Genomic DNA, 22,966 nt, shown 5'->3' on the forward strand with positions numbered 1-22,966 from the left:
ACAGTATGCAAAAGAAAAGGGGCCTTTCGGCCCCTTTAATTCATTTATGTTTTAATCTCACGCAAATCCGGTCTTGGTGTACTGACCAGCGACGCGGTAGCGCCAGAGATAGGCTGGCAGAATTGCATCGACGGCTTCAGGCTTAATGCCGATGCCCTGCAACGTGCGGCCCTGTTTTGTTGCTTCATCGGAAACAACATTATCGGATTTCAGCAATGTCACCTGATCATTGGTGAGCAGGGGATTTGGCAAAAGGCCCAAAACCGCTGCCTGAATGCGTGCAACCCAGAAAGGCATGGAGATAATAATACGCTTGCGTGCGATGACGCCGAGCATATCTTTCATCCAATGCTTGAACGGCTGTACGTCTGGCCCGCCCAATTCATAAATCGTGCCAGCGGTAAGATCGCCATCGACGGCGCGTGCAACAGCTTCGGCAACATCACCAACATAAACTGGCTGAAGCTTGGTTTCGCCGCCACCGATAACCGGCAGGAATGGCGAGAAGCGTGCCATATTGGCAAAGCGGTTGAAGAAACGATCTTCATGGCCGAAAATGATCGATGGACGCAGGATGACTGTATCGGGCAGTACACTCAGAACAGCCTTTTCACCTTCCGCTTTCGTGCGAGCATAGTCAGATGCCGAATTTGCATCTGCTGCAAGCGACGAAAGATGCGTGAGCTTCAGGCCAGCAGCTTTGGTGGCTTCAGCGATGTTCTTTGCACCAAGCACCTGAACGGCGTTGAAACGCTGCTTGCCGCTTTCCGAAAGAATGCCGACAAGGTTGATGACGTGATCGGCGCCGATGATCGCGCGTTCTACCGATGCGCGATTGCGAACATTCGCCTGAAGCATCTGGATCTGACCGACATTGCCGAGTGGTGCCATATAATAAGCAGCATCTGGCTTGCGCACTGCAACGCGCACACGATAGCCGCGCTTGGTGAGGCTTGCTACGACCGCGCGTCCAACAAAGCCAGAGCCGCCAAAAACGGTGACCAGTTTCGGCTTGTTGTGAACTTCGTTTGGTTCGGTCTTCATCCTGAACTCCTGCATGAAAGCCTGATTATATCGCCGGATATGATGCCCGAGTTGATCATTGCGGCATGTTTTCTGGCGCTGATTTATCGCCTTTTGGCAACAACGCAAAGGGGACTTGTTGTCACGACTGCGACAAAGGCCGCTTTTCCCGTATTAAACATGCAATACCGCTTTGAGATTTCGCGGCTTACTGGTAAATCGCGCGCATGAGCACACCACTAGACCATATTCGCAATTTTTCGATCGTCGCCCATATCGACCACGGCAAATCGACGCTGGCCGACCGCCTCATTCAATTGACGGGCGGGCTGGACACGCGTGAGATGAAGGACCAGGTCCTCGACTCGATGGATATCGAGCGCGAGCGCGGCATCACCATCAAAGCCCAGACCGTTCGTCTTAACTATAAGGCGAAGAACGGCGAGGACTATGTGCTGAACCTTATCGACACCCCCGGACACGTCGACTTCGCATACGAAGTCTCGCGTTCGCTGGCTGCGTGCGAAGGTTCGCTCCTGGTGGTGGATGCTTCGCAGGGCGTTGAAGCGCAGACGCTGGCCAATGTCTATCAGGCCATCGACAACAACCACGACATCGTGGTGGTGCTGAACAAGGTTGATCTTCCGGCAGCAGAGCCTGAGCGCGTTCAGAACCAGATCGAAGAAGTGATCGGCATTGACGCGAGCAAGGCCGTGATGATCTCGGCAAAAACTGGTCTTGGTATTCCTGATGTGCTGGAAGCGATTGTTGAGCAGCTGCCGCCTCCGAAAGGGGGCGACCGCAATGCCCCATTGAAGGCCATGCTGGTTGACAGCTGGTATGACAGTTACTTGGGCGTGATCGTTCTGGTCCGTGTGATTGATGGCGTGCTGAAAAAAGGCCAGACCATCCGCATGATGGGTACAGGCGCGAAATATCCAGTTGAACGCACCGGCGTGTTTACGCCGAAGATGGTTCAGATGGATGAGCTCGGACCGGGCGAACTCGGCTTTATTACTGCTTCTATTAAAGAAGTGGCTGATACGCGCGTTGGTGATACCATCACCGAAGATCGTCGCCCGACGGAAAAGCCTTTGACTGGCTTTAAGCCTGCACAGCCAGTTGTGTTCTGCGGACTGTTTCCGGTTGATGCGGCAGACTTTGAAGATCTGCGCTCTGCCATGGGCAAACTGCGCCTCAATGATGCGTCGTTCTCCTTTGAAATGGAAACGTCGGCTGCACTTGGTTTCGGTTTCCGCTGCGGCTTCTTGGGGCTTCTGCATCTTGAAATCATTCAGGAACGTCTTGAGCGTGAGTTTGATCTCGATCTCATCACGACAGCGCCTTCGGTTGTCTATCGCCTGAACATGCAGGACGGCTCGCAGAAAGAACTGCACAACCCGGCTGATATGCCGGATGTTGTGAAGATCGAAGCGATTGAAGAACCGTGGATTCGCGCCACTATCATGACGCCAGATGATTATCTTGGTACGATCATGAAGCTCTGTCAGGAGCGTCGCGGTCTCCAGATCGATCTCACTTATGTTGGCCCGCGTGCGATGATCACCTATGATCTGCCGCTCAACGAAGTCGTGTTCGATTTCTACGACCGTCTGAAGTCGATCTCGAAGGGCTATGCCTCTTTCGACTATAATCTTTCGGATTACCGCGAAGGTGATCTGGTTAAGATGTCGATCCTCGTCAATGAAGAGCCGGTGGATGCGCTTTCGATGCTGGTGCACCGTTCGGCTGCTGAAAAGCGTGGCCGTGTGCTTTGCGAAAAGCTCAAAGAGCTGATCCCACAGCATATGTTCAAAATTCCTATTCAGGCAGCGATTGGCGGACGCATCGTGGCGCGTGAAACCATTTCAGCTCTGCGCAAGGACGTGACGGCTAAGTGTTACGGCGGCGATATTTCGCGTAAGCGCAAACTTCTGGACAAGCAGAAGGAAGGCAAGAAGCGCATGCGCCAGTTCGGCAAGGTGGAAATCCCGCAAGAGGCCTTTATTCAGGCACTCAAGATGGGTGATGATTGATCCCAATTTTAGCGAGCATTTTAAGGGGCGTTTCAACGCCCCTTTTTGTTACTATGAGTAGGGCATAGAATTATCGTCGGGGTAATAATATGTCAGATTTGATTAGCATATTTAGATTGATCATCAGTTTTATCACTGGTCGTGCACGGGACCAGAAGGCCGAGCGACTTAGGCTAGAGCAAGAAGCTTGGCAATGGCTTGAGCGGCACTTGTGTTTCTTTGAAGAACAGGCTCATAAAATTTATAGTTTGGTTTTGCAGAATTCGGCGGAGAAAGTTCTCGAAGAACTCTGTGATGAAAAATATCCATTTGTTGAGAAACTGAGCCATTTTCCGCTGCGTGAAGACAGCGCATTAAAGATTAATTTTAGGCGATTGGAAAAGAAAGACCGTCAGAAGGCTTGGGCAATTTCAAACAGCTATGTTGAAATGTGGGATGTTTGCATTGCAAAATTTCCGGATGGTGCGCCTTTGTTTCCGCATGATTTGGTGAAGTTCCAGAAAGCTAAAAAGGTCTTAAAGTTGATAATCGCATAGGCAGGGTTGTTGCGACGAAATACAACTCTGTCCCATTACCCCTAAATCTATTGTCCAATTAGACGCTGTGGGTATTAAGGCTTGCGCAGAGCTTATCTGGGAGCGTGAGCGCGATCTTGTTCGTCTCGGCCGTAATTTCCGTGATGCAGACGGAGTCCAAAATCGCAATAATCCGAAGCCCGTTATCATGTGGGCTCTGTATGCCTAGTATATGGCCCTCAGGCACTCAGGGCTCGCCGTGGAGCGCCTGCTTGCCGAAAACATGGCTGAGGCAAGTGCGCCCATTTTTCACGCGCTGGCACTTAATAAATTGCTCATGATGATAGTTCTTCTTGTCAAATGTCCTGTGAACGTCTATCTCCCTGAACGTAACGATATTACATAACTTAAATATCAGGAGATATCAGATATGGTAAAATTGCTGGCTTCGGTTAGTCTGTGCGCGGCTCTGGCTTTCGCAGGGCAGGCTCTGGCGGAGACAAAGGAAAAATCTGTGTCCAGTCACACTCATTCGCATTCGCATGGCCACGCGCACAAAGACGAAAAAACCGCTGCAAACGGTTATTTCGAGGACAATCAGGTCAAGGACCGTCAGCTTTCCGATTGGGCGGGTGATTGGCAGTCAGTTTATCCATATTTGAAAGACGGAACGCTTGATGCTGTTTTCGCGCACAAGGCGGAGCATGGCGATAAGAGTGCCAAGGAATATACTGACTATTATGAGATTGGTTATCGAACGGATGTGGACCGTATCGTCATTAAGGGTGACGAAGTGTCATTTTATAAAGGCGATAAAGCGTCTACCGGCAAATACGCCAGCGATGGCCATGAAATTCTGACCTATGCCAAGGGAAATCGCGGCGTTCGTTTCATCTTTAAGAAGGTTGAGGGCGATAGTTCTGCGCCTGAATATATGCAGTTCAGCGATCACCGCATAGCGCCGGAAAAGGCCGATCACTACCATCTCTATTGGGGTAATGATCGTGCGGCTCTGCTCAAAGAAGTTACCAACTGGCCGACTTATTATCCGTCGTCATCAAGCGGCAAAGATATCGCGCACGACATGATGCATCATTGATTATCTGATCTGCGAAAGCGGAATCAGTTTGAGAGGCCGGAGTGTGAAAGCACTCTGGCTTTTTTGTTTTTTCAATCGCGTAGGCTTCAACCATAAAAAATAGTATGGTTCATTTGTTCGATGAGGATTGTGATTTTAAACAATAAAGCTAGCGCATAATAGCCGACAGCCGCTGAGGCAGTGTCTACCGTTCATCCACGTAACCTATTGAAAAGAATGGCGCACCCGAAAGGATTCGAACCTCTGACCCCCAGATTCGTAGTCTGGTGCTCTATCCAGCTGAGCTACGGGTGCATGCCTGTGTGCCGCGTCGTCTGCGGCGATGGGCGGTTGATAATCGGCCCCATTGCTAAATGCAAGCGCCTTCTTGGAAAAAAATGAAGTTCTGTGAAGTTTTTTTGTCAAAGCCCGGTTTTCCGGGCTTTTCATTGGTGCTTTAGAATGTGGAAAACTAGCTAATAATGGAAGAAACCCCGCCAGAGATTCGCATGCCAATGATTTCTGACGGGAATCAGTTGGTTCAACATTATGATTTCACATGTATTTTTTTGGAGAATGGCAAAATTAGGCTAAGTTGCCCTCAGATCGGCTATGCTTTTTGTCATGCCAATTGGACAAGTCAGGCAGACGAATCTCGAAATGCGCTCCAATAGGCCGATCTTCGCGTAACTCAATGGTTCCGCCATGCGCGCGAACCAGTTCCTGAGCAATGGCCAGACCAAGGCCCGTCCCATCGCTGCGGGTCGATCCCTTGAATGCAGTGAAAAGGTTGTCGCGTGCTTTCTGTGGTAGGCCGGGGCCGGTGTCCTCAACACCGATGATCGCTGTGGTCCCAATACGCCCTGCGGAAAGGGTTAGCCGCTTGACGGTTGATACGTCGCTTGGTCTGTCACGTTCCATGGCCTGTACCGAATTACGGCATAGGTTGCAGAGAACACGAAAGAGCTGTTCGGAATCGACATTGAGCTCAAAATCTTCGGTAACCAGATTCTCAAACTCAATGCCGTTTTCTTTGTCGACGTTCAGTGTCTCACGCACATCCTCAATGATAGTGTGCAGCTTCACGCGGCGCGGCGCGGGCGGCAGTTCCTGTGAGCGCCCATAAGCCATCACGCTCTCGGAATAGCTGATAGCACGGCTTAATGTATGAATGAGCTTTGGCGCAAATCGTTTGACTGCGGGGTCTTCCGTGTCGGCAAGCCTGTCAGACATGAGCTGTGCGGATGCCAGAATATTGCGCATGTCATGGTTGATCTTGGAAACGGCGAGACCCAAATCAGCAAGATGTTTCTGTTCTTTGAGTGTGCGTTGCAAATCTGCCTGAATATGGGCGATCTGGCGCTGAGCCACACCAAACTCGTCTTTGCGATCTTCTGGAACCAGGATCTTGGTTGGATTGTCGGGCGATAACGCAAAGTCAATCATATTGCGATGCATAAGGCGGACAGGCCGCAGAAGCATCTCATGGATGATGAGATAGATAAGGCTCGCCGCAATAATCGAGATGAGCAACGAGATGAGAGCGACGTTGATCGCGTAACTGAGCATCGCGTGGCGAAGCGGCGCGTCCGAGGTAACGATTTCAATAATCTGCCCAGATGGATCATTAGGCGGAACAGATCCATAAATTCGCAAAGTTCGGTTGCCGCCATTAAACAGCGTGCCAAAAGCATCCCAAATGGCCGCTGCTTCGCTGATATTATTAAGATCGATCACCTGATCGATTGGGCCGGGCATTTCGCTCATAGCAAGCAGGTTGGAGGCACCAGCACTCCGCAGAGCAATTGCTTTGGTGCCGGTGGCAAGCAGAACCTTGTCCTGCACTTCACGCGGGATATCGATATTGCCGCTGGCAACGAGAACTTCGCTGACCGCTTCCACCGTATCAAGACGCGAGTTCATCCAGCGCACACGCATATTGGCGACGGAGGGTACAAAAATCAGAACTTCGGCGATGAGTACAGCGAGCGCCGTTAGGATAAGAAGTTTGTTGGATAGGCGGTTGCGCCAGGGCAGTCTTGTGAAATGCGTGGGCGAAACTTTGTCGTCTTGTGCAGAGGCCATTGCCGGTGCACGCGCAGCAATCTCTGCTGCAACTCCACCGGGTTCCATGGTCTTTTCAATGGCCGTCATACGCACAATCCATATCGACGGATTGTTCGCAGGCGATGCAACATTCCATCAGGGGAGTTTCCGAATAAATAATATAGTTACAAATGTTGCCATCTATATATGCCCGCAAAAGATAATTCCAACGGCAATTGCAGTTCTCATTTTAAACAATCTTATTCCGGGTCATTGCGAGCATTACCGAAATTTAACTCGACGTGCGGAATCGCCAAGTGCAAAATCGCAAATGGGAAAATCCGTGATGACGCAACTTGTGCACGATTATGCAACTTATTGGCGCGATCATCATTTTGATACTCTTTGCGGGCATGAAGGTGCCAGCGTGAATGCAAATATTTAAATCAGATGCCTCTCGATGCACTCGATAGCGCTCTGTCGGAGAGTTGAATGAAGTCCTGGAAGCAGATTGTTCTGTGCCTGCTTATTATCGGAGCTGCCGCGGGTGGCTGGTATCTCTATAAAAACAAAGACTCTTCAACACAGACTGCTTCAGGAAATGCTCCCGCACAGCAGTCGCATGGCGGTTCTGGTGCTCGTGCGGCTCCCCTCGTTGTGGTTGAGCCGGCAGGTGAAGAAACGATCAACAATCGGCTCACGGCGATCGGTTCGGCACGTGCATTGAGCACGGTTTCGGTCACGCCTTATTCAAGCGGCTATATGAATGAGCTGCTTGTGAAAGCGGGCGATGCCGTCAAGTCGGGTGATCCGATTGCTATTCTCGACAATGAAACGGAAACCATTGCCGTCAACAAGGCGCAAATTGCAGTGAAAGATGCCGATACGACCCGTCAGCGTATTGCGCGTTTGCGTGCCACCAACACGGCAACCGTCGTGCAGGAGGTGGAAGCCGACCTCGCGCTTGCAAATGCAAAACTTGCTCTTGATGATGCGCAGTTGGCGCTTAGCCGCCGTACGGTGCGTGCGCCGATTTCAGGTGTCGTGGGTATTCTTCCGGTCAATGCCGGTAACTATGTGACTGCGCAGACATCGATTGCACGGATTGATGATCGCTCGAAAGTCCTCATTGATATTTGGGTGCCGGAACGTTTTGCACCGCAGATTAAAGTTGGTCAGCCGCTGAGCGCGGAATCGACTGCTTTTCCCGGGGTGAGCTATAAGGGCGCAATCAACGCGGTGGATAATATGCTTGATGAGGCAAGCCGCACGCTGCATGTGCGTGCCGAGGTCAACAATGACGAAGACCGTTTGCGCGCTGGCATGTCTTTCTCGGTAACAGTACTTTTCCCCGGCGACAGTTTTCCGTCGGTTGATCCGCTGGCGATCCAGTGGGGGGCTGACGGTTCTTATGTCTGGCGCGTCGAAGAAGGCAAAGCTAAGAAAGTGGCGGCGCGTATCGTGCAGCGCAATTCCACCAATATCTTGATTGATGGGCCTGTGAAACAGGGCGATATGATTGTCACGCAGGGCGTGCAGACCGTGCGTGATGATGCACCTGTGCGCTTGCAGCATGAGCAAGGTACGGCTCGCATTGATCCCGCTGCCAAAACCCGCGTAGCAGGGTGAGGATAAAGCGTGAGCAATCCTAACTCGAATCCCAGCAATCAAGGTGGATCGACGGCGCTTTTTATTCGTCGTCCAGTTTTTGCCTTTGTTATCAATGTTCTGATCATCGTTGCGGGCCTTGCGGCCTTTACCGGTGTTGATATTCGTGAATTGCCGGATGTTGATCGTCCGGTTGTTACTATCAGCACGGATTTTAGTGGCGCCTCTGCGGAAACCATTGACCGTCAGCTGACACAGGTGCTGGAAAATGCCGTCGCGCGTGTTTCGGGTGTGAAGTCGATTTCGTCTTCGTCGTCTTTTGAGCGCAGCCGCGTGACGGTCGAGTTCAACGACGGTGTGGATCTGAATGTTGCTGCCGCCGATATGCGCGATGCGATTTCGCGCGTGGCCAACAATGTGCCGGAAGAAGCCGATCCTTCGCGTATCATCAAGGCGGACTCCAATGCCGATCCGGTGATGCGCCTTGCCGTTACATCCGACACTATGTCGGTAGACGACATGACGGTTCTGGTTGAAGATCAGATTGAAGATGTGTTGTCGGCGGTCCCCGGCGTCGCCGATGTGCAAATCAATGGTGATCGCGATAAGATTTTCCGCATCGATATCAATCAGGCAAGGCTTGCAAGTTATGGCCTGACCATTGCCGATATTTCGAGCGCACTTTCCTCCATGGGGTTGGATGCGCCTGCCGGTTCGCTCCGCAGTTCTGATCAGTCAATTGTCGTGCGTGCGACAGCCAATCTGGAAAAGCCCGAGGCCTTTGAAAACGTCTATATCAAAGGCCGCACGCAGATACGCGACGTGGCAACAGTAACCCTCGGACCGGATATTGAAAGCTCTGCCGTGCGTTCCAACGGCAAGACAGCTATTGGCCTTGGCATCGTGCGTCAGGCTCAGTCGAACACACTCGATATTTCGGAAGGCATTCGCGCTGCCGTTGCAAATCTGAAGAATACATTACCCGCTGGTGTCAGCGTCACTGTCACCAGTGATGATGCAAACTTCATCAAAGGCGCAATTCACGAAGTTGAAATCGCACTGATCGCTTCGGTGATTATCGTTGTCGTGATCATTTTCATGTTTTTATGGGATATTCGCGCGACGCTTATTCCCGCTCTGGCCATTCCGGTTGCACTCATCGGAACGATTGCTGCCATCTATCTCAGCGGCTTTTCGGTCAATATTCTCACCCTGCTGGCGCTGGTGCTTGCTACCGGCCTTGTGGTGGATGATGCGATTGTGGTGCTCGAAAATATTGTGCGCCGACGCAATCAGGGCATGGGGCCGCGTGCGGCAGCTGTGCTCGGCACGCAAGAAGTGTTCTTTGCAGTTGTTGCAACAACGCTGACACTCGTTGCAGTTTTTGTGCCGATTTCGTTCTTGCCGGGGCAGGCGGGTGGTCTGTTCCGCGAATTTGGCTTTGTGCTGGCAATTGCCATTCTGCTTTCATCGGTTGTGGCTCTGACACTGTGTCCGATGTTGGCATCGCGTTTTCTCAAAGAGGGTAGCGAAGCCGGTGAGGGCGGACATGGCCCCAAATTCCTGCAACGCATTGGTGGCGGTCTGGCGAGTTTCTATCGCACGAGCCTTCATGCCTGTCTTTCCGCTCCCTTCATTGTGGTGATGGTCGCGGTTCTGTTTGCAGGCGCGTCCTATGTCGGTTTTGGCACACTCAGGCAGGAACTGACCCCAACTGAAGACCGTGCTGTTGCTTTGCTGCGCATCAACGGACCGCAGGGCATCAGTGTGGAGTTTCTTCAGTCGCAACTTGATAAGATTGAAGCGGCTATTCAGCCATTGCGAGACAATGGTGAAATTGAAACTACTTATGCCATCGCCGGTTCCGGCGGATCGTCCAATAACGGCTTCGTGGTGATGACGCTTGCGCCATGGAAGGAGCGCGCCCGCTCGCAGCAAGAAATTATGGCTGATATTAACGAGCGTGTGCGTGGCATTACTGCCGTGCGTATCTTCACGGCCCAGCCAAACAGTCTTGGTATTCGCGGTGCGGGCAATGGCTTGCAGTTCGCTGTTCTTGGCAGTGATTATGCCAAACTGCGCCCTGCAACAGACGCCATTGTCTCGGCTCTCGAAAAAGATCCGCGTTTTGTGCAGCCTCGCCTGTCGGTGGAACCAACACAGCCGCAGCTTTCCGTTGAGATCAACCGCGAGCGTGCGTCCGATTTGGGCATTGATATTACCGGGCTGGCCAATGCGGTGCAGTCGGTTCTTGATGGCCGTAAAATCGGATCGGTCTATGTTGGCGACAGAAGCTTCGACGTGAAGCTGGTTTCGACCACCAATCCGATCAATGACCCGACCGATCTTGAAAACGTCTTCCTCAAGACCACTGATGGTCGTTACGTGCCAATGTCGTCGATTGCAACCGTCGTTGAAAAGGCCGTTCCGCCGCAGTTGAACCGTGAAGAGCGTCTGCGCTCGGTTGCGATCACAACGGATCTGCGTAGTGACTTTGCCTTGGGTGATGCTTATGCGGCAGCGCTGGAGATTGCCGCACCGTTGTTGCCTCCCGGCGCGCACATTATTCCGCTAGCGGAAGCCTCGACCTTAAGCGAAACCTCAACGGGTATCGCGCTGGTGTTTGGCTTTGCGATCATCATCATTATGCTGGTGTTGGCTGCACAGTTTGAAAGCTTCGTGAGTGCGCTGATTGTTATGGCGACGGTGCCACTCGGCCTTGGCTGTGCGGTCTTCGCGATGATCCTCACCGGCACAAGCCTCAACGTCTATAGCCAGATCGGGCTTGTGCTGCTTGTCGGCATCATGGCCAAGAACGGTATTCTGATTGTCGAATTTGCCGATCAGTTGCGCGACAAAGGCATGAATGTCCGTCAGGCTATTGAAGAGGCGGCCAATATCCGCCTGCGTCCGGTCTGTATGACGATGATCTGTTCGGTGCTGGGTGGCGTCCCACTGGTACTGGCGAGCGGTGCGGGCGCAGAAGCACGCGTTGCACTCGGCTGGGTGATTGTTGGTGGACTTGGCCTTGCAACCATCGCAACGCTGTTTGTAACACCCGTTGCTTATCTTCTGCTCGGACGCTTCACCAAGCCAAAGGTTGAGGAAGAAGCGCGGTTGGAACGCGAACTTATCAGAGCTGTCGCTCTGGAAGAAAAGCTGAAATAAAGCGCACGCAAAAAGAAACCTCGCTGTAAGGGCGAGGTTTCGGAGTGGTTATTTCTTTGAGAAAGGCTGGCTTGCAGAACCACTGGCCAGTTTTTTACCAGCTGCATCCAGAGCCGTTACTGTAATTTTGTAGTTATGTGTTCCTTCAGGAGGGCATGGCCCTTTATATTTGAACGCGCCGTACGGTAGTTGCGCTTGCCCCTTATAAGCGACCTTACCGCCACCATGATTAAAGCCCGTCGCATTGCGATCAATCATCTTGATATCGAGCGTGGTGGTGCCCTGCGGAACGCCCGATACCTTGATCGGTGGCGATTTGGGGTCGAGGCATTTTTTAGTTGGGCCCCAATCGAATGACACATTCAGATCGGCAGCAAATGCATTTGGCGCAGCCATAGCAATAATAAATGCCAACAGCAATTTACGCATGATGTCCTCAAATAACCTGGCTGAAGGAAATGCCCCCCAATTACACCCAAGTTGCAACTTTTAATATATGATTCTGATACGAAGTACACGTTGATCGAAAGCCGCAGACAACAGCAGTTGGCCATTGTCTGCGTACTTCTTAAAGTGCCGTGCCTACTTCTTCAAAGCATCGGTAATTTTAGGAGACCATGCGCCTTCCGGCTTCTTTGTAATGACCGGATCAGAACCACCACCCAGCAATGTTTCGACTGTCCGGTCGGCAGCAGCGACATCGAGCGTGCCGTCCGAACCATCGATCAGCTTGGCGATTTCCTTGATCATACGCTCCTGAACTTCCTGTGTCTGCGCGCCGGATGCATCATTTTCAAGAATGATCTCGGCAGCTTCCGCAGGATTTTCAGACGCATATTGCCAGCCCTTCATCGAAGCGCGGACAAAACGTGCCAGCTTATCGACCATGGCCGGGTCATTTAGGCTCTTATCGAGCACATAGAGGCCATCTTCGAGCGTTGCCACGCCCTGTTCTTCATAAGGGAACACGACGAGCTGATCGGCAGGAAGACCGGCATCGATGACCTGCCAGTATTCATTATAGGTCATGGTGGAAATGCAGTCGGCCTGCTTCTGGATCAATGGATCGACGTTGAAACCCTGTTTCAACACGGTCACACCATCAGCTCCGCCTGTGGTCGGGATTTTCAGATGGCTCATCCATGACAGGAACGGATATTCATTTCCGCCGAACCACACGCCCAATGTGCGGCCCTTAAAGTCTTCCGGCTTGGTGATGCCGGTTTCCTTACGGCAGGTCAGCATCATGCCGGATTTTTTAAACGGCTGTGCAATGTTGACAAGTGGTACACCCTTTTCGCGGGTGGCCAGTGCCGAAGGCATCCAATCCACAACCACATCTGCGCCGCCACCGGCAATCACCTGTGGGGGTGCCACGTCCGGGCCGCCCGGCTTGATCTCAACATCAAGATCTTCTTCTTCGTAAAAACCCTTGTCCTTGGCGACATAATAGCCTGCAAACTGTCCCTGCGTCACCCATTTGAGCTGCAAGGTCAACTTGTCTGCTGCCATTGCTGAGTTACTCAAGAGTGCGAGCGCCAGTCCGGCTGTTCCAAGGCATAAAGACAGTGCCTTTTTCATTTCAGTTCTCCTCTGGTTCTTTTTTATTGCGCGCATTTTGCCCGAAAACCGTTTCCCACTTTTCGGAATGCACTTTGGTCCGCCTTATGTTGGCGGATGCCAAATCGTCAGGCTGATGCCCTCCTGTATGAAGGGTGCCAGAATGTTACTTTGCGCTCGATCAGCGCGATCAGCCCATAGGAGAGCGACCCTGCAAGAGCTGCTACAAAGATTTCGGCCCAGACCATATCGACATTCATGCGCCCGATTTCCGCCGATATGCGAAAGCCCATGCCGACAATCGGCGTGCCGAAAAATTCAGCCACAATTGCGCCAATCAGCGCCAATGTTGAATTGATTTTGAGCGCATTGAAAATGAAAGGCATGGCGGCTGGCAAGCGCAGCTTGATAAGCGTTTGCCAGTAATTGGAGCCATAGCTCTGCATGAGATCGCGTTCCATCGCACCGCTGGCAGCAAGTCCCGCAACCGTATTTACCAGCATTGGAAAGAAGGTCATGATGATCACGACTGCTGCTTTCGACTGCCAATCAAAGCCAAACCACATCACCATGATGGGTGCGACGCCAACAATGGGAAGAGCGGCAGCAAGATTACCTAGCGGTAACAGGCCTTTGCGCAGAAACGGAATGCGGTCTGCAATTATGGCCGTGATGAAGCCAAGGCCGCAGCCTGCGACATAGCCGATGATCACAGCTTTTAAGAAAGTCTGCTGAAAGTCGGCCCAAAGAATCGGCACTGACGAGCCGATCCGCGCACCGATGACTGATGGTGCAGGCAAAAGCACCGATGGCACTTCGAAAATCCGCACAGCCACTTCCCATAGGACCAGCATGGCAATGCCAAACAGTGCTGGGACGGCAATATCGATCAGCTTTTGCCCCTGAGCGTTGCGAATTTTAACGCTGGCCAGCCCCTGCACAACAAACCACGACACGGCGATCAGAACGATGATAATGGCAATATTGATGATCATGATGCCGCCTTTTCCGGCTTTATGCCCATACGTCGTTTGGCCATTGTGGCCGCAATGCCAACCAGCCCCACAAGGATGGATGCCATGAAGGCTGCAAGCACCAGTGCCGCCCAGATTTGCACGGTTTGCCCGTAATAGGAGCCAGCCAGCAATCGTGCACCAAGTCCTGCAACAGCACCTGTCGGCAATTCGCCAACGATGGCACCGACAAGGCTGATCGCCACCGCAATCTGCATTGATGTGAACAAAAATGGCATGGCAGCAGGAAAGCGTAGTTTCCAAAATACCTGATTTTTTGAGGCATTATAGGTGCGCATAAGATCGAGATGCATCACATCGGGCGAGCGCAACCCTTTGACCATGCCAACCGCCACCGGAAAAAACGATAGATAGGTGGAAATGACAGCCTTGGGGAACAGTCCGGAAATGCCAATCGCATTTAGTACCACGATAATCATGGGGGCTATTGCGAGAATGGGGATTGTCTGCGAGGTGATGATCCACGGCATCAGGCTTTTATCGAGCGTTGTCGAATGAACAATGCCGACCGCTAGCAATACACCGAGCGCCGATCCAAGCACGAAGCCGAGCAAGGTCGAGGAAAGCGTCACCCAGCCGTGATAGACGAGGCTGCGTTTCGAACTGGGCTTGACGGCAAAGACAGTTTTCCAGAGCTCATTTGCCACCTGATGCGGTGCAGGCAGCACAGGGCGATCCTGATGCATGGTGTTCGCAACGATGGTCGAGAATGAAATCTCGGCTCCCGCGCGCTGTGCTTGATCACGCTCAAACGGCGCGTTCAGATAGACGGCGAATGCATACCAGATCGCAATAATCACCGCGAGAATGGTCGCAACCGGAATAAACTTGTCGCGAAAAAACGCTGTCATTTTCGCCCCCGCAATTTATTCATGAATATGGCCTAGCCGCAGGCCTTCGCGCACGCGATGGGCGATTTTCAGAAATGCTTCCGATTCACGAATGTCCAATGTCCGGTCCGGTCCCAGATCGCAGTCGATGATTTCATGAATGCGGCCCGGACGCGGGCTCATCACCACGATCTTGGTCGACAGAAAGACTGCTTCGGGAATGGAGTGGGTGACGAAAATCACCGTCTTCTGCGTGGCCGCCCAAAGCTTCAAAAGCTGCTCGTTGAGATGATCGCGCACGATTTCATCGAGCGCTCCGAACGGCTCATCCATCAGCAACATATCCGGGTCAAACGACAGCGCACGCGCAATCGATGCCCGCTGCTGCATCCCGCCGGAAAGCTGCCACGGAAACTTTTTGCCAAAACCAGTGAGGTTCACAAGCGCTAGGTTTTTTTCAATGCAAGCTTTTCGCTCGGCTTTTGAAAAGCCCATAATCTCAAGCGGCAGACTGATATTATCTTCAATCGTGCGCCATGGAAACAACGCCGCCGCCTGAAACACATAGCCATAAGAGCGGTCAAGTCTCGCCTGTTCCGGAGTTTTGCCGTTCACTGTCACTGTTCCAGACGTCGGCTGTTCAAGATCAGCCACCACACGCATCAGCGTGGTTTTACCGCAACCCGATGGACCGATGAAGGAGACAAACTCGCCACGCTTAACGGCGAGATTAATGTCGGACAGGGCATGAACCGGTCCGTCATTGGTTTCAAATACCAGCGACAGGTCTTTAATGTCGATGACGGTCTGTGCGTCATCCAAGCCCCGCCTCGGGGCCATGCTATCGATATTCATCACATGCGGTTCCCGAAGCGAAGCTAGAGCCATGTATCAGACCCCTATCGGCATATGTTCGGCACTGCGTTCCACCTTGCGTGGCGCAACGATTTCTTTCCATTGCGACAGCGCTTTGTTGGCGGCACCATTGGGTTCGCGCTCGACAAAACGTCCATCGCCCGGCTGCGCGGTCACATGGCCATTGTCAAAGGCCAAACGGCCACGCGAGAATGTCTTGACCGGCAGGCCCTTCAGCTCAAAGCCTTCAAACACATTGTAATCAATGGAGGAGTGCTGTGTTTTGGCCGATATTTTCTTGGTGGCTTCCGGGTCCCAGATGATGAGGTCGGCATCAGCACCCGGCAGAACTGCACCCTTTTGCGGATAGATATTGAGGATTTTTGCAATATTTGTCGAGGTGACAGCAACAAACTCGTTTGGCGTCAGACGTCCTGTGCGAACACCGCGCGTCCAGAGCACCGGCAACCGTTCTTCAAGCCCACCTGTGCCGTTCGGAATTTTAGTGAAGTTGCCAATTCCGTTACGCTTTTGCTCGGTGGTGAACGCGCAGTGATCGGTCGCGACAACCTGCAGGCTACCGGACGCCAGACCCGCCCAGAGGCTATCCTGATTGACCTTGTCACGGAATGGCGGCGACATCACGCGGCGCGCGGCATAGTCCCAGTCGCGATTGTGATATTCGCTTTCATCCAATGTCAGATGCTGGATCAGCGGCTCGCCATAAACGCGCATGCCTTTCTGGCGCGCGCGGCGGATTGCTTCATGCGCCTGCTCGCAGGATGTGTGCACCACATAAAGCGGCACACCGGCCTGATCGGCAATCATGATTGCGCGGTTGGTAGCTTCGCCTTCCACTTCCGGCGGGCGCGAGTAGGCGTGCGCCTCCGGCCCATCATTGCCTGCTGCGAGAAATTTTGCCTGCAATTGCGCAACAATATCGCCGTTTTCCGCATGCACCAGCGGCATGGCACCGAGTTCAGCACAGCGCTGGAATGATGCGAACATCTCGTCATCATTCACCATCAACGCGCCCTTATAGGCCATGAAGTGCTTGAAGGTGTTGATGCCGCGCTTCACAACTTCCGGCATTTCATTGAAAGCGCGTTCGCTCCAGCCGGTGATCGCCATATGGAACGAATAATCAGTGCGGGCCTTGCCAGCCTTCTGGAACCATTCCTGAAGCGCGTCGAGCAGATTGCCTTCCGGCCCCGGCAGCACGAAATCGACCACCATCGTTGTGCCGCCAGCAAGCGCTGCTGCGGTGCCGGTGTCAAAATCGTCCGATGAATAGGTGCCCATGAAGGGCATTTGCAAATGCGTATGCGGATCGATGCCGCCGGGCATGATGTAACAGCCGGTTGCATCTATAGTTTCATCGCCGGTCAGATTATCGCCCACGGCAACAATCTTCTCGCCTTCGATAAGAACGTCGGCTTTGAAGGTGCGGTCAGCCGTAATCACGGTGCCGCCTTTAATGACCTTACTTGCCCCAGAACTAACCATGTTCGCGTTCCCCTTTTTGGTTTTGTTTCGAACATTAAGCAGTATTGGATGGGCTGGAAATTAACTCACAATTTCAGCACTCTCCAATACGGCATGTAGAAGCACATCAGCGCCAGCCGATGCCCATTCTTTAGAAATCTCTTCGTCTTCGTTGTGGCTGAGACCATCCACGCATGGACACATGACCATGGCGGTGGGCGCTACACGATTGATCCAGCAGGCGTCGTGACCGGCACCTGAAACAATATCACGATGGCTGTAGCCAAGCCGTTTTGCTGCATTTCGGATTGCTGTGACGCAGCCTTCATCAAAAGTGACCGGATCAAAATGCCCGGCCACTTCAATCTCAATCCCGATGCCAAGCTCTTCGGCGATTTTTGGCGCTTCCGCTTCAAAGCGTGCCTTCATGGCATCGAGCGTTGCCTGATCGGGCGAGCGGAAATCGACGGTGAACACAATCTGGCCCGGTAGCACATTGCGTGAGTTTGGCGAAACTTCGATATGACCGACGCCACCAACAGCATCCGGCTGATGCGACATGGCAATCTCGTTAACGAGTTGCAGCAGCTTGCCGAGACCAAGGCTGGCATTCTTGCGCATTTTCATCGGCGTTGAGCCGGTATGCGCTTCCTTGCCGGTTAATGTTACCTGCAACCACCACAGACCCTGTCCATGGGTGACAACGCCAATATCCTTATTTTCAATCTCAAGGATCGGACCTTGTTCAATGTGCAGTTCAAACATCGAATGGATTTTGCGCTTGCCGACCGGCTCGTCGCCCTTCCAGCCAATGCGCTCTAATTCATCGATGAATTTCTTGCCTTTGGCGTCCGTGCGTTCATAGGCCCAGTCCCGCTCATGGACACCTGCAAAAACACCCGAAGCCAACATTGCGGGCGCAAAACGTGTGCCTTCTTCATTGGTCCAGTTGACCACGACGATAGGGCGTTTTGTCTTGATATTGGTGTCGTTCAATGTGCGCATGACTTCAAGTCCGCCGAGCACACCGAGCACGCCATCATATTTTCCGCCCGTTGGCTGCGTGTCGAGATGGCTGCCCATATAGACCGGATCAGCATCCGCATCTTCACCGGGGCGAAGAAAGAACATATTGCCCATTGTATCGACGGTCATCGACAGTCCGGCCTGTTCACACCATTTTTGGAAAAGCTGTCGGCCTTCGGCGTCCTCATCGGTCAGCGTCTGGCGATTGTTACCACCGCGCAAGCCGGGGCCAATTTGCGCCATATCCATCAGGCTGTCCCACAGCCTGTCGCCATTGACCTTGAGATTGCTGCTGAGCGCCATAAGCTCTGCCTCCACATTTCAAGCATGCAATAACAGTGGCATTGCTGCCAGCGTTTCACATGTTATGTTGTTCCCGCGACCCGGCTCTTTGGCCTCAATCTTCTTGCAATTATTGCAAAAACTTGACTACTTGGTCAAAATGCAGGCTAGAAGAGCGTTCGGCAGTGGTCAAGCGGTTTTAAGAAATTTTGCCTCACGAGAAGGTGCTAAATGGTCACAGATGCGACAGCCCCCGCAAATGCCCCTGCCGAAGCAGGTGCGAGCGATAAGGCGGAAGGTGCGACGCGCATTCAGGCGATCAACCGCAGGCTTATTCTCGACGCTGCGCTCGATGTATTTTCTGCCTATGGCTTTCGCGGCACGACCGTCGATCAGATTGCGGAAAAGGCAGGCATGTCGAAGCCAAACCTGCTGTATTATTTTCCGCGCAAGCAGAACATCTATGTAACCGTTCTCGAAGAAACATTGACCGAATGGCTCGGCCCATTTGAAAGCATCAACTCGGAAGGCGATCCGCTTGAAGAACTGCGCAACTATATCGCGCAGAAGCTTGAGCTTTCAGCGAAGAGGCCCGCCGCATCGCGTCTGTTTGCCAATGAAATTCTGCATGGCGCACCGGCAATTACCGACTTTCTGAAAGGCCATCTGAAAGATCTGGTCGATGAAAAGGCGCAGGTTATTCATCGCTGGATCGAAGAAAAACGCATCGCGCCGATTGATCCCTATCATCTGATTTTTACAATCTGGGCGGTGACACAGCACTATTCTGATTTCTCAGTGCAGGTCGCAGCCATTCTTGGCAGCCGCGCCGAACAGCCGGATTTTTATGAGCAGACTGCACGATCGATAGCGGCAATTATTCTTGACGGTGTGCGTGTTCGCGACGATGTTTCGCCCCTATGAAAACGATTCTTATTGCAGCAGCCATTGTCCGTGATGAAGCGGGCCGTTTCCTCCTGGTGCGCAAGCGCGGCAGCGAGATTTTCTTCCAACCCGGTGGCAAGATTGATGCGGGCGAAGCGCCTGAAATTGCCCTAATCCGCGAGATCGAAGAAGAGCTCGGAATTCACATCGATGAAAGCCAATTGCGCCATGCCGCACGCATGTCGGCACCCGCTGCCAATGAAGCAGATTCGATTGTTGAGGCCGAACTGTTTCATCTCGACTTGAGAGAAGGACAAGCACCTGCCGCTTCCAGCGAAATTGAAGAGCTGATCTGGGTTGCGGCGGGCGATAAGTCGCGTCCGGTTGCGCTGCTTTCACAAAACATTCAGGCCCGCTTCGCATAAACGGGCTGAGTGTAAGCTATTCGCCAATGAATAAGTTTTTCGTTTGCGCATTTATTCGCTTCCTCTTATCAGTCTCTCCGCGTTCATAAGACGCGAAAGCATAGATTCTGGAGGAGATATCCATGCAGTTCAAAGCATCCGAGAAGCGTACGCTTGGCCGGACTGGTCTTTCCGTAACAGCGCTTGGTCTGGGAACAGCGCCTTTGGGCGGGCTTTATGCGCCAGTTTCGCGGGTTGACGCAGATGCTTTGCTGGAAGCTGGCTGGGACAGCGGTATTCGATATTTCGACAGTGCGCCAATGTACGGTCTTGGTCGCTGTGAGCACCTGCTGGGCGATATGCTGCGTGAAAAAACTGAGCGCGCTGTTGTGTCCACCAAGGTCGGACGCCTGATGACCAATGAGCGGGCTGGTCGCACCCTGCCGCCAGCGCCGCCAAAAAATCCGCTCGATTCGGGCTGGCACAATGGCCTCAACTTCCGTGAGGTCTTTGATTACAGCTATGACGGCGTCATGCGCAGTTTCGATGACAGCCAGCAGCGCCTCGGCTTTCCGGAAATCGATCTGCTCTATGTCCATGATATCGGTAGCGTAACCCATGCCGACATGCACGAATTTCATTGGAATGCGCTGACCAAAGGCGGTGGCTTCAGGGCACTGACCGAACTGCGTGCAGCAGGCAATATTAAGGGCTTTGGTCTTGGCGTGAACGAATGGCAGATCATTCGCGATGCGCTTGAGGAAGCTGATCTTGATTGCTCGCTTCTCGCTGGCCGCTATTCGCTACTCGATCAGGTGTCAGAAAAAGAATTTCTGCCGCTGGCGCAAAAGCGCGGCATGGCGCTGGTGATCGCCGGTGTGTTCAATTCGGGCATTCTCGCTGCCCCGCGCGGTGGCGAACAGAAGTTCGACTATGCCGATGCGCCTGCTGACATCATTGCACGCACCAATCGCCTGCACGATATTTGCGATGAGTATCATGTGCCGTTGGCTGCTGCTGCCATGCAGTTTCCGTTGCGCCATGAGGCCGTCAATTCCATTCTGATCGGTGTCCGCTCGCCGGAGCAGATCAAGCAGAATGTCGTTTGGTTCGAGCAATCGATCCCGGATGAGTTCTGGCAGACCTTACGTTCCGAAGGCCTCATTTCGTAATCATGTCGACTAAAATTCTCTGCGTCGGTGCCCTCACCATGGACACCATTCTCCGCCTTGATGCGCTCCCGCATGCGGCAGGCAAATATCTGCCGCGTGAGGCTGTTGAAATCGCAGCCGGTATGGCTTCGAGTGCCGCGAGCGCCATTGCCCGACTTGGCGGGGAGGTGGCGCTGTGGGCTTCTGCCGGGATTGATCCGGTGGGAGATCGCGCTGTCGCGGAGCTTGAAGCCGAAGGCATTGATTGTTCGCATATAAGGCGGCTGGAAGGCACACGCACGGCCTTTTCTTCGATCCTCGTTGATGCAAATGGCGAACGTATTATCGTACCGTTTTATGATCGCACGCTTGCCAGCCCGGCTGAAGAAACGCCGCCAATCGCGGCAGGCGCTTATGCTGCCGTCATGACCGATGTGCGCTGGCCTTGGGCTGCGGAAACGGCCCTTCGTGCGGCACGCGATGCCGGTATTCCGGCGATATTGGATGCCGATACTGCACCCATCGAACTGTTGGAAACGCTTTTGCCACTCGCAACCCATATTGTTGCGTCAGAACCGGCTGCAATCAGCGTGACAGGCACGACGGACTTGCGCGAATGCGTGCGCATTCTTGCCGACCGCTACGACGTGTTTACGGCTGTGACCGGTGGCGCGGATGGCTGTTATTGGACGGAAGGCGCTGTCAAACAGGTTTTCCATGTGCCCGGTTTTAAGGTCGATGCGGTTGATACGCTGGCTGCAGGTGATGTGTTTCACGGCGCTTTCGCGCATGGTCTGGTGGAAGGCAAAGACATGACGCACATCATCCGCTTTGCCAATGCCGCCGCCGCCATCAAATGCGCACGCTTTGGCGGACGTGCCGGTTCGCCAAGCCAAGCCGAAGTTATTTCCTTCATAGAAACCGGCATAGTCCCCGCACAATAATTTAAAAATCCCACCCGAAATTGGACATACAGGCCTCAACATCAAATTGACTATTTACTAACATGTTAGTATGTGCAAGCTTACAGTTCAATCTTGGGAGGAGCCAGTTTTGGCACATAATCATTCTGGACAGGAGCGCTTCGGCCTCTCTGCAGCACTCACGACCCCATTCGATGCTGAGGGCAATATCGACGTCAGCCGTGCGCTGAAGCATGCACGCGCGCGCCTCGACAATGGCTGCTCAAGTGTCACACTGTTTGGCACGACCGGCGAAGGTTCTTCCATTGGTGATGCCGAGCGTGCAGCGCTTCTTGATGCTTTCATCGCGCAAGGCTTTGCTGCTTCCAACATCGTCGTCGGCGTGATGGAAAACTCGATTGCCGATGCGGTTGCACAGTCTGCCGATGCACTGCGCCGCGGCTGCAAGGCCATTCTTCTGGCGCCACCGTCTTATTTCAAGAACCTCTCCGATGAGGGTCTGTTCAACTGGTTCTCGGCGGTGTTGAAGGGTCTTGGCAGCGATGCGCGCAGCATCATCCTCTATAACATCCCGTCAGTGACGGCTGTCGAACTGTCGGTCGATCTCATCACCCGTCTGCGCGCAACTTTCGGTGACATCATCATCGGCGTGAAGGATTCTTCGGGCACCTGGTCCTATACGGAAAAGCTGCTTGCGGCCCACAAGGACATTGCGATCCTGATTGGCGATGAGCGTGATCTTGCAGCTGGTGTACGCCTTGGCGGACAGGGTGCAATTTCCGGCATGGCAAACCTGTTCCCGGATCGTCTTCTGCGCATGATCAATGAGGGTCTGGATGACAATGAGCTGGTTGGTGCAGTGCGCCAGTTGCTCAACTATCCGGTCACGCCTGCGGTCAAAGCTATGGTTGCACGTCATACGGGTGACAAGGAATGGCGTCGTGTACGCGCACCGTTGATTTCGTTGAATGATGCGGATTTTGACGCAATTGGTAGTGTATTCGACCGTTTGCATATGGCAAAAGCGGCTTGACCATTGCATAAGCGCTAGTAGCAA

Annotated in this window: 20 protein-coding genes and 1 tRNA gene; 11 read left to right on the forward strand and 10 right to left on the reverse strand. The window is 53.0% G+C overall.

Annotation, left to right across the window (positions count from 1 at the left end; all coding sequences use genetic code 11):
* Positions 1-57: 57 nt before the first annotated feature.
* Positions 58-1,044 (reverse strand): complex I NDUFA9 subunit family protein, encoded by a 987-nt coding sequence (locus WH356_RS07070; protein WP_339509463.1) that lies wholly within the window; start codon positions 1,042-1,044, stop codon positions 58-60.
* A 206-nt stretch (positions 1,045-1,250) separates the two neighbouring features.
* On the opposite strand from WH356_RS07070, the gene lepA reads away from it, so the two are divergent.
* The 3 genes from lepA (at position 1,251) to WH356_RS07085 (ending at position 4,673) form a co-directional block, all read left to right on the forward strand.
* Positions 1,251-3,059, forward strand: coding sequence for a translation elongation factor 4 (gene lepA, locus WH356_RS07075; protein ID WP_339509464.1), 1,809 nt, complete (start codon positions 1,251-1,253; stop codon positions 3,057-3,059).
* A gap of 89 nt (positions 3,060-3,148) precedes the next feature.
* Positions 3,149-3,595 (forward strand): hypothetical protein, encoded by a 447-nt coding sequence (locus tag WH356_RS07080; RefSeq protein ID WP_339509465.1) that lies wholly within the window; start codon positions 3,149-3,151, stop codon positions 3,593-3,595.
* A 409-nt stretch (positions 3,596-4,004) separates the two neighbouring features.
* The gene (locus WH356_RS07085) at positions 4,005-4,673 is read left to right on the forward strand and encodes a metal-binding protein ZinT (protein WP_339509466.1); all 669 of its coding nucleotides are present in this window, start codon (positions 4,005-4,007) and stop codon (positions 4,671-4,673) included.
* Between the two features lie 217 nt (positions 4,674-4,890).
* On the opposite strand, the gene WH356_RS07090 is transcribed toward WH356_RS07085, so the two are convergent.
* Positions 4,891-4,967, reverse strand: a tRNA-Arg gene (locus tag WH356_RS07090).
* A gap of 270 nt (positions 4,968-5,237) precedes the next feature.
* Positions 5,238-6,785 (reverse strand): sensor histidine kinase, encoded by a 1,548-nt coding sequence (locus WH356_RS07095; RefSeq protein ID WP_421565394.1) that lies wholly within the window; start codon positions 6,783-6,785, stop codon positions 5,238-5,240.
* Positions 6,786-6,795: 10 nt separating this feature from the next.
* On the opposite strand from WH356_RS07095, the gene WH356_RS07100 reads away from it, so the two are divergent.
* The 3 genes from WH356_RS07100 to WH356_RS07110 are packed head-to-tail and all read left to right on the forward strand — an operon-like array spanning position 6,796 to position 11,474.
* The gene (locus WH356_RS07100) at positions 6,796-7,143 is read left to right on the forward strand and encodes a hypothetical protein (RefSeq protein ID WP_339509468.1); all 348 of its coding nucleotides are present in this window, start codon (positions 6,796-6,798) and stop codon (positions 7,141-7,143) included.
* A 47-nt stretch (positions 7,144-7,190) separates the two neighbouring features.
* Positions 7,191-8,327 (forward strand): efflux RND transporter periplasmic adaptor subunit, encoded by a 1,137-nt coding sequence (locus tag WH356_RS07105; protein ID WP_339509469.1) that lies wholly within the window; start codon positions 7,191-7,193, stop codon positions 8,325-8,327.
* A gap of 9 nt (positions 8,328-8,336) precedes the next feature.
* A complete protein-coding gene (locus WH356_RS07110) occupies positions 8,337-11,474 on the forward strand; it encodes an efflux RND transporter permease subunit (protein WP_339509470.1) in 3,138 nt (1,045 codons plus the stop codon).
* Between the two features lie 48 nt (positions 11,475-11,522).
* Here the strand turns inward: WH356_RS07110 and WH356_RS07115 are convergent, their stop codons facing one another.
* The 7 genes from WH356_RS07115 to WH356_RS07145 all read right to left on the reverse strand — a co-directional run bounded on the left by WH356_RS07115 (position 11,523) and on the right by WH356_RS07145 (position 18,567).
* The gene (locus WH356_RS07115; protein WP_339509471.1) at positions 11,523-11,903 is read right to left on the reverse strand and encodes a phospholipid-binding protein; all 381 of its coding nucleotides are present in this window, start codon (positions 11,901-11,903) and stop codon (positions 11,523-11,525) included.
* Positions 11,904-12,056: 153 nt separating this feature from the next.
* The gene (locus tag WH356_RS07120) at positions 12,057-13,055 is read right to left on the reverse strand and encodes an ABC transporter substrate-binding protein (protein WP_339509472.1); all 999 of its coding nucleotides are present in this window, start codon (positions 13,053-13,055) and stop codon (positions 12,057-12,059) included.
* A gap of 107 nt (positions 13,056-13,162) precedes the next feature.
* Positions 13,163-14,029: an ABC transporter permease gene (locus tag WH356_RS07125; protein WP_339509473.1), complete on the reverse strand. Its 867-nt coding sequence runs from the start codon at positions 14,027-14,029 to the stop codon at positions 13,163-13,165.
* The gene (locus tag WH356_RS07130) at positions 14,026-14,919 is read right to left on the reverse strand and encodes an ABC transporter permease (RefSeq protein WP_339509474.1); all 894 of its coding nucleotides are present in this window, start codon (positions 14,917-14,919) and stop codon (positions 14,026-14,028) included. The genes WH356_RS07125 and WH356_RS07130 overlap by 4 nt, the downstream gene beginning before the upstream one ends.
* A gap of 15 nt (positions 14,920-14,934) precedes the next feature.
* Entirely contained in the window at positions 14,935-15,753 is an 819-nt protein-coding gene (locus WH356_RS07135) for an ABC transporter ATP-binding protein (protein ID WP_339509528.1), read from the reverse strand.
* 36 nt (positions 15,754-15,789) lie between these two features.
* Positions 15,790-17,259 (reverse strand): dihydropyrimidinase, encoded by a 1,470-nt coding sequence (hydA, locus tag WH356_RS07140; RefSeq protein WP_339509475.1) that lies wholly within the window; start codon positions 17,257-17,259, stop codon positions 15,790-15,792.
* A gap of 60 nt (positions 17,260-17,319) precedes the next feature.
* Positions 17,320-18,567 carry a Zn-dependent hydrolase gene (locus WH356_RS07145; RefSeq protein WP_339509476.1) on the reverse strand — a complete coding sequence of 416 codons (1,248 nt, stop codon included), beginning with the start codon at positions 18,565-18,567 and terminating at the stop codon, positions 17,320-17,322.
* Between the two features lie 210 nt (positions 18,568-18,777).
* On the opposite strand from WH356_RS07145, the gene WH356_RS07150 reads away from it, so the two are divergent.
* From WH356_RS07150 to WH356_RS07170, 5 genes are all read left to right on the forward strand, one after another.
* On the forward strand, positions 18,778-19,470 hold the full coding sequence (locus tag WH356_RS07150; protein WP_339509477.1) for a TetR family transcriptional regulator C-terminal domain-containing protein: 693 nt from the start codon (positions 18,778-18,780) through the stop codon (positions 19,468-19,470).
* A complete protein-coding gene (locus tag WH356_RS07155; protein ID WP_339509478.1) occupies positions 19,467-19,856 on the forward strand; it encodes an NUDIX hydrolase in 390 nt (129 codons plus the stop codon). Before WH356_RS07150 ends, WH356_RS07155 begins: the two co-directional genes overlap by 4 nt.
* Before the next feature lie 122 nt (positions 19,857-19,978).
* Positions 19,979-21,007 (forward strand): aldo/keto reductase, encoded by a 1,029-nt coding sequence (locus tag WH356_RS07160; RefSeq protein WP_339509479.1) that lies wholly within the window; start codon positions 19,979-19,981, stop codon positions 21,005-21,007.
* A 2-nt stretch (positions 21,008-21,009) separates the two neighbouring features.
* Positions 21,010-21,930 (forward strand): PfkB family carbohydrate kinase, encoded by a 921-nt coding sequence (locus tag WH356_RS07165; protein WP_339509480.1) that lies wholly within the window; start codon positions 21,010-21,012, stop codon positions 21,928-21,930.
* Between the two features lie 109 nt (positions 21,931-22,039).
* Complete coding sequence (locus tag WH356_RS07170; RefSeq protein WP_339509481.1) at positions 22,040-22,942, forward strand: dihydrodipicolinate synthase family protein; 903 nt, start codon at positions 22,040-22,042, stop codon at positions 22,940-22,942.
* Positions 22,943-22,966: the final 24 nt, after the last annotated feature.

Source organism: Ochrobactrum sp. MYb379, from assembly GCF_037479515.1.
In the GTDB taxonomy this organism is placed as follows: domain Bacteria; phylum Pseudomonadota; class Alphaproteobacteria; order Rhizobiales; family Rhizobiaceae; genus Brucella.

Bases quoted from the DNA above. Each gene is read 5' to 3' on its own strand.
- WH356_RS07070 (WP_339509463.1), bottom strand. From the start codon at position 1,044: ATGAAGACCGAACCAAACGAAGTTCACAACAAGCCGAAACTGGTCACC.
- lepA (WP_339509464.1), top strand. From the start codon at position 1,251: ATGAGCACACCACTAGACCATATTCGCAATTTTTCGATCGTCGCCCAT.
- WH356_RS07080 (WP_339509465.1), top strand. From the start codon at position 3,149: ATGTCAGATTTGATTAGCATATTTAGATTGATCATCAGTTTTATCACT.
- WH356_RS07085 (WP_339509466.1), top strand. From the start codon at position 4,005: ATGGTAAAATTGCTGGCTTCGGTTAGTCTGTGCGCGGCTCTGGCTTTC.
- WH356_RS07095 (WP_421565394.1), bottom strand. From the start codon at position 6,785: ATGGAACCCGGTGGAGTTGCAGCAGAGATTGCTGCGCGTGCACCGGCA.
- WH356_RS07100 (WP_339509468.1), top strand. From the start codon at position 6,796: ATGGCCGTCATACGCACAATCCATATCGACGGATTGTTCGCAGGCGAT.
- WH356_RS07105 (WP_339509469.1), top strand. From the start codon at position 7,191: ATGAAGTCCTGGAAGCAGATTGTTCTGTGCCTGCTTATTATCGGAGCT.
- WH356_RS07115 (WP_339509471.1), bottom strand. From the start codon at position 11,903: ATGCGTAAATTGCTGTTGGCATTTATTATTGCTATGGCTGCGCCAAAT.
- WH356_RS07120 (WP_339509472.1), bottom strand. From the start codon at position 13,055: ATGAAAAAGGCACTGTCTTTATGCCTTGGAACAGCCGGACTGGCGCTC.
- WH356_RS07125 (WP_339509473.1), bottom strand. From the start codon at position 14,029: ATGATCATCAATATTGCCATTATCATCGTTCTGATCGCCGTGTCGTGG.
- WH356_RS07130 (WP_339509474.1), bottom strand. From the start codon at position 14,919: ATGACAGCGTTTTTTCGCGACAAGTTTATTCCGGTTGCGACCATTCTC.
- WH356_RS07135 (WP_339509528.1), bottom strand. From the start codon at position 15,753: ATGAATATCGATAGCATGGCCCCGAGGCGGGGCTTGGATGACGCACAG.
- hydA (WP_339509475.1), bottom strand. From the start codon at position 17,259: ATGGTTAGTTCTGGGGCAAGTAAGGTCATTAAAGGCGGCACCGTGATT.
- WH356_RS07145 (WP_339509476.1), bottom strand. From the start codon at position 18,567: ATGGCGCTCAGCAGCAATCTCAAGGTCAATGGCGACAGGCTGTGGGAC.
- WH356_RS07150 (WP_339509477.1), top strand. From the start codon at position 18,778: ATGGTCACAGATGCGACAGCCCCCGCAAATGCCCCTGCCGAAGCAGGT.
- WH356_RS07155 (WP_339509478.1), top strand. From the start codon at position 19,467: ATGAAAACGATTCTTATTGCAGCAGCCATTGTCCGTGATGAAGCGGGC.
- WH356_RS07160 (WP_339509479.1), top strand. From the start codon at position 19,979: ATGCAGTTCAAAGCATCCGAGAAGCGTACGCTTGGCCGGACTGGTCTT.
- WH356_RS07165 (WP_339509480.1), top strand. From the start codon at position 21,010: ATGTCGACTAAAATTCTCTGCGTCGGTGCCCTCACCATGGACACCATT.